17 protein-coding genes and 6 tRNA genes are annotated in these 16,333 nt (G+C 48.0%); 18 read left to right on the forward strand and 5 right to left on the reverse strand.

All coding sequences use genetic code 11. The features are described 5' to 3' along the window. Positions 1 to 32 precede the first annotated feature (32 nt). The 11 genes from Q7P68_RS12375 (at position 33) to Q7P68_RS12425 (ending at position 9,579) form a co-directional block, all read left to right on the forward strand. Positions 33 to 362, forward strand: a complete 330-nt coding sequence (locus Q7P68_RS12375; protein ID WP_304226143.1) for a hypothetical protein — start codon at positions 33 to 35, stop codon at positions 360 to 362. Between the two features lie 309 nt (positions 363 to 671). Continuing rightward, positions 672 to 1,532, forward strand: a complete 861-nt coding sequence (locus tag Q7P68_RS12380) for a flagellin N-terminal helical domain-containing protein (RefSeq protein WP_304226145.1) — start codon at positions 672 to 674, stop codon at positions 1,530 to 1,532. A 250-nt stretch (positions 1,533 to 1,782) separates the two neighbouring features. Continuing rightward, a complete protein-coding gene (locus Q7P68_RS12385; protein ID WP_304226147.1) occupies positions 1,783 to 2,637 on the forward strand; it encodes a flagellin N-terminal helical domain-containing protein in 855 nt (284 codons plus the stop codon). Positions 2,638 to 2,760: 123 nt separating this feature from the next. Then, the gene (locus Q7P68_RS12390) at positions 2,761 to 3,150 is read left to right on the forward strand and encodes a flagellar protein FlaG (RefSeq protein ID WP_304226148.1); all 390 of its coding nucleotides are present in this window, start codon (positions 2,761 to 2,763) and stop codon (positions 3,148 to 3,150) included. Between the two features lie 24 nt (positions 3,151 to 3,174). Next, a complete protein-coding gene (gene fliD / locus Q7P68_RS12395) occupies positions 3,175 to 5,145 on the forward strand; it encodes a flagellar filament capping protein FliD (protein WP_304226150.1) in 1,971 nt (656 codons plus the stop codon). An 8-nt stretch (positions 5,146 to 5,153) separates the two neighbouring features. Further along, positions 5,154 to 5,969 carry a hypothetical protein gene (locus Q7P68_RS12400; protein ID WP_304226151.1) on the forward strand — a complete coding sequence of 272 codons (816 nt, stop codon included), beginning with the start codon at positions 5,154 to 5,156 and terminating at the stop codon, positions 5,967 to 5,969. A 10-nt stretch (positions 5,970 to 5,979) separates the two neighbouring features. Further along, positions 5,980 to 7,077 (forward strand): flagellar brake protein, encoded by a 1,098-nt coding sequence (locus Q7P68_RS12405; RefSeq protein ID WP_304226153.1) that lies wholly within the window; start codon positions 5,980 to 5,982, stop codon positions 7,075 to 7,077. Between the two features lie 35 nt (positions 7,078 to 7,112). Beyond that, a complete protein-coding gene (locus Q7P68_RS12410; protein ID WP_304226154.1) occupies positions 7,113 to 7,373 on the forward strand; it encodes a hypothetical protein in 261 nt (86 codons plus the stop codon). Then, positions 7,373 to 7,804, forward strand: coding sequence for a tRNA (adenosine(37)-N6)-threonylcarbamoyltransferase complex ATPase subunit type 1 TsaE (gene tsaE, locus Q7P68_RS12415; RefSeq protein ID WP_304226171.1), 432 nt, complete (start codon positions 7,373 to 7,375; stop codon positions 7,802 to 7,804). Before Q7P68_RS12410 ends, tsaE begins: the two co-directional genes overlap by 1 nt. Beyond that, a complete protein-coding gene (gene tsaB, locus Q7P68_RS12420) occupies positions 7,801 to 8,496 on the forward strand; it encodes a tRNA (adenosine(37)-N6)-threonylcarbamoyltransferase complex dimerization subunit type 1 TsaB (RefSeq protein WP_304226156.1) in 696 nt (231 codons plus the stop codon). The genes tsaE and tsaB overlap by 4 nt, the downstream gene beginning before the upstream one ends. 12 nt (positions 8,497 to 8,508) lie before the next feature. After that, the gene (locus Q7P68_RS12425; RefSeq protein WP_304226158.1) at positions 8,509 to 9,579 is read left to right on the forward strand and encodes an HD domain-containing phosphohydrolase; all 1,071 of its coding nucleotides are present in this window, start codon (positions 8,509 to 8,511) and stop codon (positions 9,577 to 9,579) included. Between the two features lie 21 nt (positions 9,580 to 9,600). Here the strand turns inward: Q7P68_RS12425 and csrA are convergent, their stop codons facing one another. From csrA to flgN, 5 genes are read right to left on the reverse strand one after another with little or no spacing between them, the layout of a single operon-like run. Next, a complete protein-coding gene (gene csrA / locus Q7P68_RS12430) occupies positions 9,601 to 9,831 on the reverse strand; it encodes a carbon storage regulator CsrA (RefSeq protein WP_304226159.1) in 231 nt (76 codons plus the stop codon). Continuing rightward, complete coding sequence (gene fliW / locus Q7P68_RS12435; RefSeq protein WP_304226161.1) at positions 9,825 to 10,274, reverse strand: flagellar assembly protein FliW; 450 nt, start codon at positions 10,272 to 10,274, stop codon at positions 9,825 to 9,827. The genes csrA and fliW overlap by 7 nt, the downstream gene beginning before the upstream one ends. An 8-nt stretch (positions 10,275 to 10,282) precedes the next feature. Then, positions 10,283 to 11,530 (reverse strand): flagellar hook-associated protein 3, encoded by a 1,248-nt coding sequence (locus tag Q7P68_RS12440; protein ID WP_304226163.1) that lies wholly within the window; start codon positions 11,528 to 11,530, stop codon positions 10,283 to 10,285. A 3-nt stretch (positions 11,531 to 11,533) separates the two neighbouring features. Further along, the gene (gene flgK / locus Q7P68_RS12445) at positions 11,534 to 13,411 is read right to left on the reverse strand and encodes a flagellar hook-associated protein FlgK (protein WP_304226165.1); all 1,878 of its coding nucleotides are present in this window, start codon (positions 13,409 to 13,411) and stop codon (positions 11,534 to 11,536) included. A gap of 11 nt (positions 13,412 to 13,422) precedes the next feature. Then, a complete protein-coding gene (gene flgN / locus Q7P68_RS12450; RefSeq protein WP_304226167.1) occupies positions 13,423 to 13,944 on the reverse strand; it encodes a flagellar export chaperone FlgN in 522 nt (173 codons plus the stop codon). A gap of 129 nt (positions 13,945 to 14,073) precedes the next feature. Between flgN and Q7P68_RS12455 the strand changes: the two genes are divergently transcribed. From Q7P68_RS12455 to tig, 7 genes are all read left to right on the forward strand, one after another. Continuing rightward, positions 14,074 to 14,146: transfer RNA gene (locus tag Q7P68_RS12455), tRNA-His, on the forward strand. Between the two features lie 36 nt (positions 14,147 to 14,182). Beyond that, positions 14,183 to 14,256: transfer RNA gene (locus tag Q7P68_RS12460), tRNA-Arg, on the forward strand. Positions 14,257 to 14,341: 85 nt separating this feature from the next. Beyond that, positions 14,342 to 14,414 (forward strand) — tRNA-Lys (locus tag Q7P68_RS12465). A 7-nt stretch (positions 14,415 to 14,421) separates the two neighbouring features. Beyond that, a tRNA-Gly gene (locus Q7P68_RS12470) sits at positions 14,422 to 14,493 on the forward strand. Between the two features lie 215 nt (positions 14,494 to 14,708). Continuing rightward, positions 14,709 to 14,789, forward strand: a tRNA-Leu gene (locus tag Q7P68_RS12475). Positions 14,790 to 14,837: 48 nt separating this feature from the next. Next, positions 14,838 to 14,909: transfer RNA gene (locus Q7P68_RS12480), tRNA-Gly, on the forward strand. Between the two features lie 132 nt (positions 14,910 to 15,041). Beyond that, on the forward strand, positions 15,042 to 16,333 hold a 1,292-nt coding region (gene tig, locus Q7P68_RS12485; protein ID WP_304226169.1), incomplete at its 3' end, for a trigger factor.

Raw genomic sequence — 16,333 nt, forward strand, 5'->3', positions numbered from 1 at the left:
AAAGGGTCCTAGAGTAAAACAAGGGGGATCACATGGAAGGTCTATCGGATCTGTCATGGATGTCCCAGGTTGCACTGGGGACTCTTGAACGTTTCGAAGTTGAAGGCTACCAGGTAGTGGCAGTGGCGGGTTCTAAGGGCGCTACCTACCAGTACAGGCTCCTTTTTTTCGAAAAAACAAGCAATCATCCCTTTTATGCCATCAACCTAGAACGGACTATTTTGGGCGATGGGGTACTTACCGAGCAGATTGGGTCTCAACATCATACCTTAGAACACATTCCCCTGCCCCGTAATTATGAGGAATTCCGTATAAAGGCCCTTGAGCGGGCCCTCTCTTTTCTTCCAACAATAAAAAATTAGATTGCTTGCGGTTGCGCGCGGTCTCAATGAAAGTGCATGCAACCGCTGCAACTCATCGCGGTTTCTGATGCAGCTTTTGTACCCCCCTTGAGTTTTGAAAGATCCTTAAAATTTAAAAAATCTACTCAAGTTTTCTTTCATACTTTCCGATAATTGAAGAGCTGAATTGTGCGGCTTATATGCCCCGCTCAGTAGAACAGGCTTCCCCTATTAGGAAGATCGGCATATTTGACAAAACATTAAGCATATTTGTGGGATTTACGCGGAGACACGGATGCCTCCGCAGATCATACTATCAAGGAGGATGACATGATCATCAACCACAACCTGAGCGCCATGTATGCGGACCGCTCACTCAAGGTTACCCAGTCGGCTTTGGCCAAGGATATGGAAAAACTTTCCTCTGGCCAACGAATCAACCGTGCCGGTGATGATGCTTCTGGTCTCGCGGTTTCCGAAAAAATGCGGAGCCAGATTCGGGGCTTGAATCAGGCTTCCACCAACGCTGCCAATGGTATTTCCTTTATCCAGACCAGCGAAGGATACCTGCAGGAAACCCAGGACATTATCCAGCGGCTCAGGGAACTGGCAGTCCAGTCAGCCAACGGAATCTACACCGACGAAGACCGCATGCAGATCCAGGTGGAAGTGTCTCAGTTGGTCGATGAAATCGACCGGATTGCAAGCCATGCCCAGTTTAACGGCATGAATATGCTAACAGGACGCTTCGCTCGCCCCACCGGCGAAAATGTGGTAACCGCATCTATGTGGTTCCATATCGGCGCCAACATGGATCAGCGGGAACGGGTGTACATTGGCACCATGACCGCTTCGGGGCTCGGTATCCGCAACTTTGGTGATGGGACCATTCTTTCCCTTTCTTCACCGGACAGCGCCAACCGGTCTATCGGAACCTTGGATGAAGCGCTGAAAAAGGTGAACAAACAGCGGGCAGATTTGGGAGCCTATCAGAACCGTCTCGAACATGCTATCCGTGGCATCGATATCGGTGCAGAAAACCTGCAGGCCGCTGAATCCCGTATCCGGGACACCGATATGGCCAACCAGATGGTATCCTACATGAGGAACCAAATCCTCTCCCAGTCGGGAACCGCCATGCTGGCCCAGGCAAACCAGAGAACAAATTCGGTCTTGCAACTTCTCCAGTAGCGTAGTACATTATAGGGTAACAAGAGCTGTCAGGCATGCCCGACAGCTCATTTACCCTTTGTTCTTTGAAAAACACCCTCGCGGTAAACATGGGGCGGCACGGAGTAGACCTTGAGTTTTCGAGGACTGCTCCGTTCTGTAAGGACATCCAGGTTCCGGGGTTGGCGCGATCCCCCCAAAACCTGGTTTCCATTCCATGGAACGACCATCGGCTATGGATAGCCAAAGGTATTATCGCAAGGAGGGTCATATGATCATTAATCACAACATGAGCGCCATGTACGCAAACCGGCAGCTTGGGGTTACTCAGGCCGATGTGGCGAAAAACATCGAAAAACTGAGCTCCGGCCAGCGTATCAACAGAGCTGGGGACGATGCTTCTGGTCTTGCTGTTTCCGAAAAAATGAGGGGACAGATCCGGGGTCTGAACCAGGCACAGCGCAATATAGAAAACGGTGTGTCTTTTATTCAGACCACAGAAGGATATCTCCAGGAAACCCAGGATATACTTCATCGGATCCGGGAGCTCTCCGTTCAGTCTGCTAACGGTATTTATACCGATGAAGACCGGATGCAGATCCAGGTCGAAGTATCCCAGTTGGTCGATGAAATCAACCGGATTGCAAGCCATGCCCAATTCAACGGTATGAACATTCTCACCGGCGCCTTTGCCCGGAACTCTACCGTTAATCGTATTATGCAATTCCAGGTTGGCGCGAACATGGACCAGAACGAACGGGTCTATATCGGAACCATGACCGCTCAGGCCCTTGGTTTACAGGGCGCTCAGGGTGATGCTGGGATAATTTCCCTCTCCAATCCCGAGGGAGCCAACCAGGCCATCGGTGTGGTGGATTCTGCCCTCAAGCAGGTTTCCAAACAGCGGGCAGATCTTGGTGCCTATCAGAATCGTTTTGAAATGGCCGCCAAGGGCGTTGCTGTTGCCGCTGAAAACCTTCAGGCTTCCGAATCCCGTATCCGGGACGTGGACATGGCGTCGGAAATGGTCAACTACACCAAGAACCAGATCCTGTCCCAGGCTGGAACTGCTATGCTGGCCCAGGCTAATACCCGGACCCAGTCTGTAATGCAGCTTCTTGGTTAATAAAAAGTAAAGGCTACCCAAGAGACATCTGGACGTCGTCTTTTGGAAAGCAAAAAACGGGGGAAGTTCGCGCCCTTCCCTCGTTTTTCTTTTTTGTAATTTATGTTTTATAAGGGGGTACCTATGGGTATGCAAATTAGTACCGTAGGATACGGATATCCTGCGATAGGACTCCCGCAAGATCGTGGACCTGGACCCCAGGCTCATATACCCGTTACGGAGGGCCGCACGGACGCGCCTTCCCGCTTTGAAGCATCCTTGCCGGGAACTAACTCAGAGCAGGTCTATCCTGTACAGGATCTGCAAAAAGTTGCAGATGAATTGGAAAAGATTAGCCTTGCATTCAGCAGAAAACTGCGCTTTGTCGTGGATTACAAGACAAAGGAAGTGATTGTCAAGGTTATTGATCCATCTTCCGATAAGGTGATTAAGGAACTTCCGCCCGAAGAGATGCAAAGGCTGCATCAGCGTATAAAAGAAACTCTTGGGCTTCTGTTTGATCAGACAGTTTAATAGGGCGGAACCATAGAAGGATCGATGTCGGACATATATATTCCCGGAGTAAAAAGCCGCTACGATACGGATAAACTCATTGAAGACCTGATGAAGGTCGAACGTATACCAAAAGAACGGGCTCAAAAAAACGTAGAAAACTTAAAAACAGAAAAAACCAACTGGCAGGATCTCGGCCGGCGGATGGCGGGACTCCGGGAAAGCGCCCGCAATCTGTATTCATTTCAAAGTCCTTTTACCGAACGGGTGGTTAAATCTGCCGATGAGTCGGTTATTTACGGAACTGCCGGCAGAGATGCGGCCGAACAGGAACGAAGTTTTATTGTAAAACAAATAGCAAGCGCTGATCGCTTCTTATCTAAACCGCTGCCGGAAAATTATACGGTTCCTCCTGGGAACTATACATTCGGAGTCGGTAAAGAAAGTCTTTCATTCACCTACCGGGGCGGAAGCCTTAAGGATTTTGCCGAAGCTATTACAAAACGAGGCAGGGACATACTGCGGGCTGATGTAATTACCGTAGAGCCGGGGACTCGATCCTTGGTTATTGAAGGTCTTAAAACAGGGTCTGCAAACCGGCTTACTTTTAAGGAAGATGCTGAAAAGCTTGCCCTTTCAGCCGGAATGATCGAAAAAATTGATTCAGTAAGCCGTAATCTTCTTTCAGATCCAGTAAACATCCCGTCTGGTAGCACGAAACAACTAAAAATCAGCCCTTCCCTTCCGACAAAAAGTGGGCTCATGCTTTCCTATGAGATCGCAACCAGGGTTAAAAATGATGCAGATGAGGAAGCTCCCGGGCCGCCTCCTGGGCCGGAATTACCCTCCGCTGGCAGTATTACTTACGGCGGCATTACCATAGAAAATGATCCCGCAGCTGTTTCTCTGCCTTCTTATACCCCACCGCCCAAACCTAAAAGGGTAGACACCATGGATGTGGTGCAGCTTTCTTTTTCTGACGGTACCACAAAGCTGCTTCCTCCCATCACCGATTCCACGGAATATAAAAATTATCAATTTAGGATTGCCGATATCAGCGAAGGCAAAACGATTTCATCAATTTCTGTGATAAACGGCAACACCCATCGAGACATTTTACTGCAGAATGTGCGTATTTATGACAGCGAAGCCAATGAGGGTCTGAGACCCCTCCGCGCAGTTTCCACTGCCCAGGATGCGATCCTTAGCATGGATGGTATCCAGGTTACTCGTTCCTCCAATACAATCGACGATCTCATACCTTCTGTAAAACTAACCTTGAAAGGCACCAGTGATAAAACGGTAAAAATAAACGTAGAACCAGACCGGCAAGCGTCTAAAGACGCGATTATCAGCCTGATCGCAAACTATAATAGGCTCCTTGCGGATTTGAATGTACTCACCAGAAATGATGATAAAATTATTCAGGAATTAACCTACCTCTCCAAGGACGAGCAGGAAGAGATGAAAAAAAAACTGGGAGCCATGCAAGGAGACTCCACGCTTAATACCTTTAAATCGGCCCTGCAGCGGCTTGCCACATCCAGTTATCCGACCGCGTTAGAACGGGAAATGGCACTACTAGCCCAGATTGGCGTAAGTACCGACGTACGTAAAGCAGGCTCAAGCCAGGGTTACGACGCAAGCCGCCTCCGGGGATATTTAGAGATTGATGAGAAGGTCCTAGACCAGGCACTCCAGACAAAGTTGCCCGCCGTTAAGGAATTGTTCGGAAAAGATACCGATGGGGACCTAATAGTTGATTCAGGTTTTGCCTTCGCCTTAGATAACCTTATTCGCCCCTATGTACAAACCGGCGGCATCATTGCCCTTAAAACTAGCGGCATTGACAGCAGAATAGGTCAGGAAGAAAAACGCATAGAAAGTCTAGATAAACAGCTCGCCGCTAAGGAGCAAAGCCTAAAACAGCAATATGGGAAAATGGAAGGGGCCTTGAACAGCATGGAAAAAACATCTACCTCCCTTGACCAATTTAGCAAATCATCGAATCAGTAGGAGCAGCTATGCAGGTAACAATTAACGGCAACAATACGGACCTGGTAATCGAAACAGAAAAAAACCTCGGAGAACTTTTAGCAAATTTAGAACTCTGGCTCGAAGACCGGGGCTTTAGTGTAAGCGGCCTCTCGGTAAACGGAGATTCAGTTTCTGCAGAAGGGCTTGAGCAGCTTTACAGCCTCGATCTTGCAAGCATTAAAACCCTAGATGTACTTGCTTCCAGTTGGGTAGAACTATATCACCAGGCACTGCAGGATGCACTGCAGCTCGTTAAACAGATTCAGGAGGTATCGTTTCAGGAGCGGACTGAGCTTGTAAAAGCATGGCACAATTCAGCCAGCATGCGTTTCATAATGGATAGGGATACTGAACTAGGACAATATCTAAACTCCGCTTTTACAAATCAAGGAGCTTTGCACAATGGATTAGAAAGTGTCATCCTTGAACGGATTGGAGAACTCGAAAATCCGCTGCAGGCAGCAAAGGCAGTTCAAATGCTCCTATCTGAAATTATACAACGAATGGAAAATCTCCCTCTGGATCTGCAAACCGGAAAGGATCGTCAGGCTATGGAAAGCCTTCAGATGTTTTCGGTTATCATGAGTAAACTATTTAGACTGCTCCCTCTTTTTTCGTTCATGGAGATTAATACGGAGACACTTAAGCCCCTACTGGAAGAAATCGGAAGCACATTGCAGGAACTACTCACAGCCTACGAGTCAAAAGACACGGTTCTCGTGGGAGATTTGGCAGAGTACGAAATAGCACCACGGCTTCGTTCTTTACAGGAAGCCCTGGAGCCTCTTATAGCATCCACTTAGGAATTTGAGTATGTCCATCTTTGTACTTCAGTCTCCCTACTTTAAAGAAAACGATCCCCAAAGCATGATCATAGTTCTTGTGGTAATAGTCGTATTTATTGTCGTCATGAGTACTATGAATATTGTTCGCAATGGCATAGGCGGCACTGGAATAAAGAGGGGAGCGGGCCCGCGAAAATTCAGCAGATTTGCATTGCGTCGGGCCGCGGCCAGTCTTGGACTCGATCGGGACCAAACAGAACTTCTGGAATGGGCCTTCAGAACCGAGGGAATTACCGATCCAGAAATAACCCTTTCTAATCCATCATTGCTCGACAAGACTTTTAAACATGCTTACCGGGCTATTGAGAAAAGCGCGGAAACAGAAGCAATTGCGGAAGAGCAAAAATCAATTCTATTTTCAATTCGCAACAGGGTAGAAGCGGCACGAAGCAGTACGAGTAAAATTACTTCCAGCAGAAAACTGCCGGATAATATGCCGGCAACCCTAACCAGTCCTAAGGGAGAAACTTATCCGGTAAAAATCATATCATCCAAAGGGGATGAACTCCTGGTAGATTGTCCCCGCAGTGCGGTGGGCACTCCCCTGCGTCTTCCCCGCGGGGCCAAGATTCAGCTTTCCTTTTATTCTAAGTCCAGTCAGGGCTACCGTATGGAAAGCCGAGTCCTTTCCATTATCGAAACTCCCCGCGGTCCTGCCCTACAGCTTGCCCATTCGGAAAAAATAGAAGCCTTGCCAAACCGCAGATATAAACGTAAGCAAACCCATATTTCGTGTTTCTTTTCACTGGTGAGAATTGAGCAGCGACAGATAGGTAGAAAAATTGAAAAAAAGACCCTTGTAGACGACAGGAGATCCCTTGGCACCATACTCGACATTTCTGCCGGCGGCTGTGCGATTAAGAGCGCTGCCGCACTGAATGCGGGGGCATACCTAAAAATCGAATTTGATGATGATCACGACCGCAGCCATGCGGCCCTTGGCAGGGTAATCCGTACTAATAAAACCGGCGGTATCGGCGGTATCATGCATATCCAGTTTGCGAAGATTCCACGGAAAACCCTGAACGCAATAAATGCCTTGGTATTTGAATATGACCAGGATTGACGGAAAAGCCGGGAAACCTTACAATTTTTAACATTATGAAGATAATTGGGATAAAAGACATTAGCAGAAAGGAAACCCATATTTATTATAGACGCGTTTTTAATGGAACTGCGGTTATGGAGCTCATGCATAAAAACGTAGAGAAACGAATAGAGTTTATTATAGAAACCACCCCAATGGGGAAAAAACATATATCAGTTTCCATGCAGGATCATGTCGAATATCCCTTAATGCCCTTAATTCAAAGTCTTCGTCATAAAATTGCTGAGCTCGATGCCGAGGGGGGGTTACCCTGATCGAGTATATTACCCATACAGAAGAAGAAACAATTGGCCTTGGCTTAAAAATTGGCTCCCTATTGCAAGCTGGTTCTGTGATAGCTCTTTTGGGAGGGCTTGCGGCGGGAAAAACTACCCTTACCAAGGGAATTGCTCAAAGCCTCGGTATTCAAGAACCTGTAACAAGCCCCACCTATACCATTATCAGTGAATATGGGGGAACTGTAACGCTGTATCATATGGACTGTTACCGTCTGGAAGGCGAAGAAGATGCTCTTGCCATTGGTATTGATGAACTACTCTACGGCAATGGCATCTGCGTCATTGAGTGGAGCGAACGAATCTCCAATCTGCTTCCTCCACATACTATTTTTATAGAACTTGCCGTATTGGCTGAAGGTTCCCGCAGAATACGGATAACCGGTAAAGATTTTGAGGCCCGATTATGAACATACTAGCCCTAGATACCGCAACTGATATTCTTTCTGTAGCTCTAAAAACAGCGGCCGGAACCTGGTATATGGAAAGCGATGCGGGATTACACCATTCGGAAAGGCTGCTTTCAATGATTGATACCTTACTGGTCCAAAGCGGCACCCAAAAACGGGATCTAAACCTTTTAGCTTGCATGGAAGGCCCTGGATCCTTTACGGGACTGCGAATCGGCTTTGCCACCGTTAAAGGAATGGCTACAGCATTAAACATACCCTTTATCGCAATCCCTACCCTAGACTGTATGGCATATTCCTGGGGAACCTGGCCAGGTTATGTACTCCCCGTTATTGATGCAAAAAAGAATTGTTTTTTTTGGGCCCTGTACCAGAAGGGCAGACGAATTACCGATTTTTTTGACAGTCCGCTTTCGGATGTGCTTCAGTCTATAAAAGATAACATCGCAATACAGCCGCTTCTTGTCACCGGAATAGACGCAGAACTTGCCTTTAAAGCCCTGCAAACAGAATACGTTTCGCAGCTTTCCTCCGACCAGATTCTGCTGAATCCGATGTTTCGAAAAGGAAATGCAAAAGAATTACTTGTATTGGCAGAAAACAGGTTTAGAATTGAAGAAAAGGGTTGTGAAGACAACTCTGGACCAGTCTATCTGAGAAAAAGCGACGCGGAAATAGCTATGGGTGTTTAGTCAGGGGTGTATATGGAACCTAAGGACAATGAACTTGATGAACTTGATGAACTTGATGAGGTCCTTGAAGCCGTAGAAGAGCCTGCACATATCGATCTTGTGCAATCCTCGCAAGAAGTGCCTCTTGTCATGAGGCCCTTTGTGAACAGCATTTTTCCGGTACTCCTTATTGATACAGAATTTCGTATTATCTATGCAAATGGAGCCTGCAACAATCTTTTTACCGGCTATTTCAAGCTTACTAATAATTTGTTTTTTGATGTCTTCGGCAAAAGCCTCGGGGCAGAAGCGCTTAAAGAGATTCGGCAGGCCGTCTTGTTTGGCAATCATGGCTATTCCTGGAAAGGATCAATAAAAACTAAAACGAGAGAGTCAGGAACTCTCCAAACCAAGGTCTATTTGTTTCCCGTAATTCAGGCAAATCAGGCTCCAACCAACTTTATAGTGCTCTTTGACGATGTTACCCAGGAAAACAAAAAACTGCTCCAGAGCGTCTTTGCCAGTCTGCTTGAAGCTTCCAAACTTAAAGACAACGACACGGGCAAGCATATAATACGGGTCAATTATTATTCAGAGCGACTTGCAAAAGAACTGTATAACCGCAGTGGATATGACGAAGTCGATCGAGATTTTATTGAAGATATTGGGTTTCTTGCATCCATGCATGATGTGGGTAAAATTGGAACCCCCGACGATATCTTAAACAAAGAAGGCCCCCTTTCAGAATGGGAATGGACCATAATGAAGGAACACACTAAAAACGGGGCCTTTATTTTATCAACCTATCCGAATCCGATGGCCAGGGAAATTGCGCTTAACCACCATGAACGCTGGGATGGAACAGGATATCCCTTCCAGTTGGAAGGAACCATGATACCCCTCTCTGCCCGTATTGTGACCATTGCCGATGTATATGACGCCCTGCGCATGAAACGAAGTTATAAAGAAGCTTATGATCATAAAACCAGTGTAGACAAAATGATTGCCTGGCGGGGAAAAAACTTCGACCCCGCCCTTTTTGATATTTTTATATCGATAAACGAGGAATTCGAGGCTATTTACGCGTCCAATGCGGATGATTAGGTTATTAATCTGTAGAACTGGTTATTTCTGTTCTCCCTTAAGCAGCTGGAGCGCAGGGAGTACCGGCACAGATTCAGCGGCGGCCTTATTTTCCGCCCGTATTGCATCAAAAACTTCCTGTCTAAAGACCTTTACCGTTCGGGGAGCTTCCACACCGAGCTTAACTTGATCGCCTCTTATTTCTATCACTGATATAGAAATATCGTCGCCGATCATAATTTTTTCGTTAATTTTACGGGAAAGAATCAGCATGGGGCCTTCCTTGCCGCGGCAAGTTCGGCGACAATATCGTGTTTTGTTTTCCAACGAGGGTCCATAAGGATCATCTGTTTGCCGATACGATTGTCCTTATTTATAACGAGTGGTCCCTGTAGGTTGGCGGTCATAGCTGAACCATCGGCCGGAATAGTCACAATGGTAAACACCAGGGCATCCTTAGGGTCCGAAATGCCAATCTCATTCAGTTCATGGTCCGAAATATCCAGCTCATAATCGGGGCGGAATAGAAAGGGATTTACTAAAATAAAGGCAACCCGCTCAACATCCACAGACTGAAGCCAGTAAAAAGGCTGTTGCTCCGCATCTAACAATACATAGTCTTTTAACTGTTCAAAACCCAGCAGGCCATAGGGAAATTTAATGCTCTGCCGTTCATCCACATCCACCAGGCCATACGCTTTGGTAGCAACCTTCATGTAAGCTCCTATCGCAAGAAGTCCAGCAACGTGGGCTGGCTTATTTTTGCAGCGGTCTGTAACGCCGCCTTATGTGCAAACTCAAGCATGCTTAAATCGGTAGCGGCCTTGGCAAAATCCAAGGACGAAACAGAAGCGAGATTGGCTGTTACATCCGGTATTTGCTGGTTCAGCCGTTTCCAGGTCATTTCTGCCCGTTCCTGCCGGCTCCCGACCTCCGCAAGTCTGCTGCCAATATTATCCAAAGCAAGGTCCAGTCCTGCAATCCCCTGACTCCCGACCATTTCAGCATTGCCCTGCAAAAGAGCATCCCTGAGCCGGATAATCATATCAAAAGCAGAGCCACCTGATACACGGGCAGTAGGATTCCAGTTGGGTGCAGCAGGATCGCTTGTAGCACTCAGTATACCTAAGTCTTTCAGTACCGAAGATCCCTTTTCGTCTTCCAGACGTATTAAATGGGAGCTGGTACCTTCCAGCGCTAAGCCCTTGGTTTTTGGGTCCACATATGCTTTTACCGGTGCGGGAGACTCATTTATCTTTGCTACAATAGAACCAATAGTGTCGCCGGGCTTTACCTCAATCCGCTGTCCGTCAACATAAAAAGCTCCTGCCTTTTCAACCCGGTACGCGGTGGCATCGTAGGAAGAAAAAATTTGCATTTTTTCTGCCCAGAACGCTTCACCTCCGGAGATATCTAAGTTAGTAAAGGCGTTTTCATCAATTTCCGCACTCCGGTTTGATCCGGCACCTTGGTATTCTACCCGAACCACCATGGATTCTCCAGCCTGTGCGGGAGTACCTTCCACAATACGGAAGGGTTCTGTAAATGACTTGTCGCCCGCAAAGAGCCGTTTCCCGTCGGGGCCCAGAGCATTAGAAATTTGCACCACCTCTTTGAGGAGCTCATTCACCTCAACAGCCATAGACTTCATATCATCTTTGGTGTAGGTTCCATTGGCACCTTGAACTGCCAGTTCCCTGATCCTCTGGTAAATATCCTGGGCTTGCCTGAGATAACCATCTACGACCTTGTAGTGATCCTGCGCATATTGGGTGTTTTGTTCGAAACGCTGAAGCCGCGCAAGATAGGACTCATAGCGGACCGCATGACTTGCGGCAAGCGGATCGTCCCGAAGTTCCTGGATTTTTTGCTGGCTAGCCATTTTAGATTGTATTGATGAAAGAGCCTGTTCGTGCCGCCGCAGTCTAAATTGGAGGTCATCGTTTGGCATATTGGTACTGATTCGTCTCATCTATTACACTCCCATGCGGTTTATTATGGTATCAAGCATTTCGTTCACCGTCGAAATGAACCGGGCTGCTGCGGCATACCCATGCTGGTATTTGATCATCTGGGATAATTCTTCATCAATATTGACGCCACTTATAGAATCTCTCATGTCCCGCAGCTGCTTCATAATGAGGTTCTGGGTTTCCAGAGCCCGGTCGCTCTGTTCCCCCATAAGGCCGACCCGGGCAACTGCGTCGGCGAAATAGTCGTCGAAGGTTCCCAGCTTGCCTACCATAACTTCCGAATTGCGGATCGAGGCTATCGCGAGGGCCGCTTCTCCGTTTCCAGGATTTGCGGGTTTACCATTCTCTCCATAGCCAGAAGCTATTGATGCGGGTTCCTTAATGATTGCAGGATTGATCGATATCCATCCTGAAGGATGGGCTACCGGTGCCACCGCATAGTCTACTGCGCTGCCCTGCAGCTTGAGCGCTGCATCAGCTGCATCCCAGCGATACGCGCCCTCAGTTCCCCGGTTCTGAAGCAATCCTGCGTAGCCTTCCAGGAAGCGGCCAGAATCTTCCACATGCCGGATAACAAAGTCAGGGTTAGCTGGATCTGAAGCAGGGGTTCCCTTTAGGCTCAGCCGACCTTCCCGGTCGAGCCGTGCAACAACCTCGGCGCCAGAGTTATTTATCCGCTTTACCACATCTGCTACCGTATCAGTCGCATAATAGGGCACCTGTACAAGCCCGTTCTGTCCTGAGAGGCTTATGGTGCCCTCCAGGCCAATCTGGGCACGACTATCCAGCTTGTTTTGGCCGGTCATCCTGAAAATGTAGGTTGAATCGTAAGCACCGTCGCCGTTGCGGTCATAGTTGCCCGCCACATTGGTAACAAAGGGATGTTCGGTAAAGAAATCGAGCCCGGTCTTTCCGTTAATACCATAGCCTGCACGATGTGCTTCATTAACCAGGTCTATAAAATTCATGGTCATAGAATCCAGGTTCTGAATTTCTGACCTAAGCGTTACATCCCGCATTTCTATGAGGGCCTGAAGGCTCCCGCTTTCGAAATGGGCCTCTTCTCCAGATTCTTTCCAAACCACCCGGGAGAAGCCTGCTGTATCAATACCGGACACGAGATCAAACTGCCGGCCGATGCGTCCTTGTACAAGCACATTGCCGGCGGTATGAATGACAAATTCGTCGGGGTCCCGGTTATCGGTGGTAATATTAATTATTGATGAAAGCTTTTCCACCAAGAGGTCCCGCCGGTCATAAAGGTCATTGGGATTGTCTCCCTGGGCTTTAATTTTCTGTATCTGTTCATTTAATCCCGCTATTTGGCGAGATAGTTCATTGACCCGTTTTACCGTCCCCTGAATATCTTCTTCAGCCATATTTTGGAGACTGGTAAGCCCTTTGTACCGTTCCTTAATGCTGTCGAGCAGGGTTTTACCCCGTTCCAATACGGCTTTGCGGGGAGCGGAATCCGCAGGATGCAGGGACAGTTCTTGCCAGGCGTCCCAAAATGCGTCCATACGGCCCCGGATAGACACATCTGCAGGCTCATTATAGAGCCGTTCCAGTTGGAGGACATATTTATCCCGGGTATCCCAATAGCCTTCTCCGCTACCCTGGGCGATGATTCGTTTATCCAATAGTTCATCCCGTACTCGCTCTATACGCTCAACCACCGTACCCTGCCCTATTTGGCCAGGGGTCTCCTCCCGATTCAGCCCCGGCAGGTAGATTGGTTCGAAGGGCGAAAACTCTACACGTTGGCGGGAATAGCCCTCTGTGGAAGCATTCGACAGGTTATGCCCTGTGGTGGTCAAACCCTGTTGATGGGCTACAACTGCTCGTTTACCAATTTCTATGCCGGTAAAGGTGGACTGCATCTAAAACTCCTCTATAAACTCCGATCCAGAACAATGCTCCGCATTTCCGAGTGAACTTCGCGGCCATGACGGGAATAAAGCTTTCCCTTCCTGTCGGGAAATGCGGCCTGCAAAAAATCGGAAATAACCATGCGGTTGGAGGCTATATAATGATTCAAATTTTCATTTGCCAGCCGTATTTTCAGTACATCAAGTTTCAATCTCCGGTACAGGTCCGTCATCTGCCGGCGCAGTTCTGGAGAGAGACGGCTGGTGATGTTGTAAAATCCGGGTTTTTCGTCAGTAAATCCAAGCTTTTTGCCAAGTTCAGAAAACAACTGGCTCCGTTCTTGTTCAAGCATCTCAAATTCTTTTCCGTATTCTTCGAGCCTCTTAAATAGGGCATCCAGATCAGCCCAATCACGGGCATATACAGCCTGACTAACCACATCCTGCGCAGCTCCGAGTCGTTCCAGTAAGGCAATTTCCTTTTGAATAACGGAAATACATTGAACACTGAGTATTTCAACCTCGGACATTTTGATGGTTTTCATAAAGAGCCTCCACCATATTCCTGTATCGGCAGAAAAGGAGTTCATGTGAATCAATTTTTCGCAATTTATGTACAAAACATCTTGACGAAAACACAAAATATTGGCATAGTAGGCCCCGTCAGTTCGACGGTGGATGTAGCTCAGTTGGTAGAGCGCCAGACTGTGGATCTGGGTGTCGCGGGTTCGAACCCCGTCATCCACCCATCCGATTTTCGGATCCGGCGCTCTGACAATATATGCGTTCGTAGCTCAGCTGGATAGAGCGACGGACTTCGAATCCGTAGGCCGGGGGTTCGAATCCCTCCGGACGCAAGGGTGATATCGCTTCTGACGCGGTCACTCGAACGAACGCACAGGGCATAAAGCCCGGGCAAAAGCCCACTGTTATTTTGTGTTAGGGCCGCTAGCTCAGCTGGCAGAGCAGCAGACTCTTAATCTGCGGGTCGAAGGTTCGAACCCTTCGCGGCTCACGATCTTGCGGGAATAGCTCAGTGGTAGAGCGCCACCTTGCCAAGGTGGATGTCGCGGGTCCGACTCCCGTTTCCCGCTCTTTGGACTGTCCTTCTGGGCGGTCCTTTTTTGTAGCTTCTGGCTGCTAGCGTGAAGGGCTGCGCCCGGAACTAGTCTGCCGTTTTACCGGCGTCTTATATCGGCCTCCGATATGAAAAGACTGCCGCCTCTTGACAGAGGCTTGTCTTTTCGCTATGGTACCAACGGTCTGAGGTGCCTTCCAGGTGCATCGCTGGACACCGCTGTGTTGGGACGCGAGAGTGGTGAAATTGGTAGACACGCTAGACTTAGGATCTAGTGCCTCCGGCGTAAGGGTTCAAGTCCCTTCTCTCGCATGCTGACCGATGTGGACATAGCACAGAAGGCCCAGGAGCAAATGTTATGCGGGAATAGCTCAGTGGTAGAGCGCCACCTTGCCAAGGTGGATGTCGCGGGTCCGACTCCCGTTTCCCGCTCTTATCGGAAGGCGATCCGGAACATGCGCTGCGGCGACGCGAATGTTTCGAATCGCCTTTTTTATTAATTGAGCCAATTTTTCAGACTAAGAAAAATATGGCGAAATATCCCACATTCAAAGAGGAAGTACCGTGGTAGTATCCAAAGAAATCAAACGTAAAGAACATTCACAGGTTCAGCTTACCGCAACCGTTTCCAGCGCAGATGTACGCAAAGAATATGACGATTTACTGGCCTATTATGCTAAAAATATCCAGCTTCCCGGTTTCCGCAAGGGAAAGGCCCCAAAAGATATTGTTGAACGGAAGCTGGGAGAAGGCCTTAAGGCCGACGCCCTTGGCCGGATCCTTGAAAAGGCCCTCGGCGACCTTTTCCGAGCCGAAGACTTTCCTGCCCAGGATAAACCCATAGCCTATTCCCATCCAGAATTGGTGGAAGAACCGGTGCTTGATTTGCAGAAGGACCTCACCTTTACCGTTACCTATGATGTATTTCCCCAGGTAAATGTCGGTACATGGAAAGGGGTTGAAATAGAAAGCCCCGTGGTGGAAATTACCGACGAAGATCTGCAGAACGAGTTAAAGCAGCTCCAGGAACGGAATGCCATCGTTATGGATAAAAACGAAGGTGCTGCGGTAGCTAAAAACGATGTGGTTACTATCGATTATGCAGAACTGGACGGGAATAACGAAAAAATAAAGGGCAGCGAACGGCAGGACTTTGTCTTTACCGTCGGAACCGGTGCTAATCTCTATAAGATTGATGATGAAATCATCGGCATGAAAAAGGGTGAGACCAAAATTATTACCAAGTCTTTCCCCGCGGATTTTGAATATCCTGAACTTGCTGGCCAGACCAAGACTATTTCTGTTACCGTAACCGCAATCAAAGAAAAGAATCTCCCCGACCTGGATGACGACTTTGCCCAGGATGTTAATGAAAAATTTAAGACCCTTGCGGATCTTAAAGCGGATATAAAGAAAAACCTTGAAAAAAATCTTGAACAGCGGCTCAGGGAGCTTAAGGTAAACGATATTTTGGAAAAGGTGCTTACCACTACCCAGATTGACCTCCCTGAATCGATGATACGGCTCGAATTGGAAAGCCGCTGGCGGAACCTGGCCCGCCGTTTTAATACCAGTGAAGAACAGCTCCTGTCTATTATTCAGTCCATGGGAAAAACCTATGAAGATATGCTCTCTGAATGGCGGCCCGATGTGGAGAAGGCCCTCAAGAGCCGTCTGATTGTAGACACCCTGATTAAGGATCTGGGAATTACCGCCACCGATGAAGAACTGGAAGCTGAGATGCAGTCCATGGCGGAGGGTATGAATACCTCAATAGAAGAAGTAAAGAAATACTACGAAAATGAACAGATGAAGGAATATCTGCGGGAAGACATTAAGGAACGCAAACTCTTTGA

The organism is Gracilinema caldarium, assembly GCF_029265695.1.
Taxonomy (GTDB): Bacteria; Spirochaetota; Spirochaetia; order Treponematales; family Breznakiellaceae; genus Gracilinema; species Gracilinema caldarium_A.

Bases quoted from the DNA above. Each gene is read 5' to 3' on its own strand.
- fliD (WP_304226150.1), top strand. From the start codon at position 3,175: ATGTCGGACATATATATTCCCGGAGTAAAAAGCCGCTACGATACGGAT.
- tsaB (WP_304226156.1), top strand. From the start codon at position 7,801: ATGAACATACTAGCCCTAGATACCGCAACTGATATTCTTTCTGTAGCT.
- Q7P68_RS12425 (WP_304226158.1), top strand. From the start codon at position 8,509: ATGGAACCTAAGGACAATGAACTTGATGAACTTGATGAACTTGATGAG.
- Q7P68_RS12385 (WP_304226147.1), top strand. From the start codon at position 1,783: ATGATCATTAATCACAACATGAGCGCCATGTACGCAAACCGGCAGCTT.
- csrA (WP_304226159.1), bottom strand. From the start codon at position 9,831: ATGCTGATTCTTTCCCGTAAAATTAACGAAAAAATTATGATCGGCGAC.
- Q7P68_RS12400 (WP_304226151.1), top strand. From the start codon at position 5,154: ATGCAGGTAACAATTAACGGCAACAATACGGACCTGGTAATCGAAACA.
- Q7P68_RS12410 (WP_304226154.1), top strand. From the start codon at position 7,113: ATGAAGATAATTGGGATAAAAGACATTAGCAGAAAGGAAACCCATATT.
- Q7P68_RS12380 (WP_304226145.1), top strand. From the start codon at position 672: ATGATCATCAACCACAACCTGAGCGCCATGTATGCGGACCGCTCACTC.
- fliW (WP_304226161.1), bottom strand. From the start codon at position 10,274: ATGAAGGTTGCTACCAAAGCGTATGGCCTGGTGGATGTGGATGAACGG.
- Q7P68_RS12390 (WP_304226148.1), top strand. From the start codon at position 2,761: ATGGGTATGCAAATTAGTACCGTAGGATACGGATATCCTGCGATAGGA.
- flgN (WP_304226167.1), bottom strand. From the start codon at position 13,944: ATGAAAACCATCAAAATGTCCGAGGTTGAAATACTCAGTGTTCAATGT.
- Q7P68_RS12405 (WP_304226153.1), top strand. From the start codon at position 5,980: ATGTCCATCTTTGTACTTCAGTCTCCCTACTTTAAAGAAAACGATCCC.
- flgK (WP_304226165.1), bottom strand. From the start codon at position 13,411: ATGCAGTCCACCTTTACCGGCATAGAAATTGGTAAACGAGCAGTTGTA.
- Q7P68_RS12375 (WP_304226143.1), top strand. From the start codon at position 33: ATGGAAGGTCTATCGGATCTGTCATGGATGTCCCAGGTTGCACTGGGG.
- Q7P68_RS12440 (WP_304226163.1), bottom strand. From the start codon at position 11,530: ATGAGACGAATCAGTACCAATATGCCAAACGATGACCTCCAATTTAGA.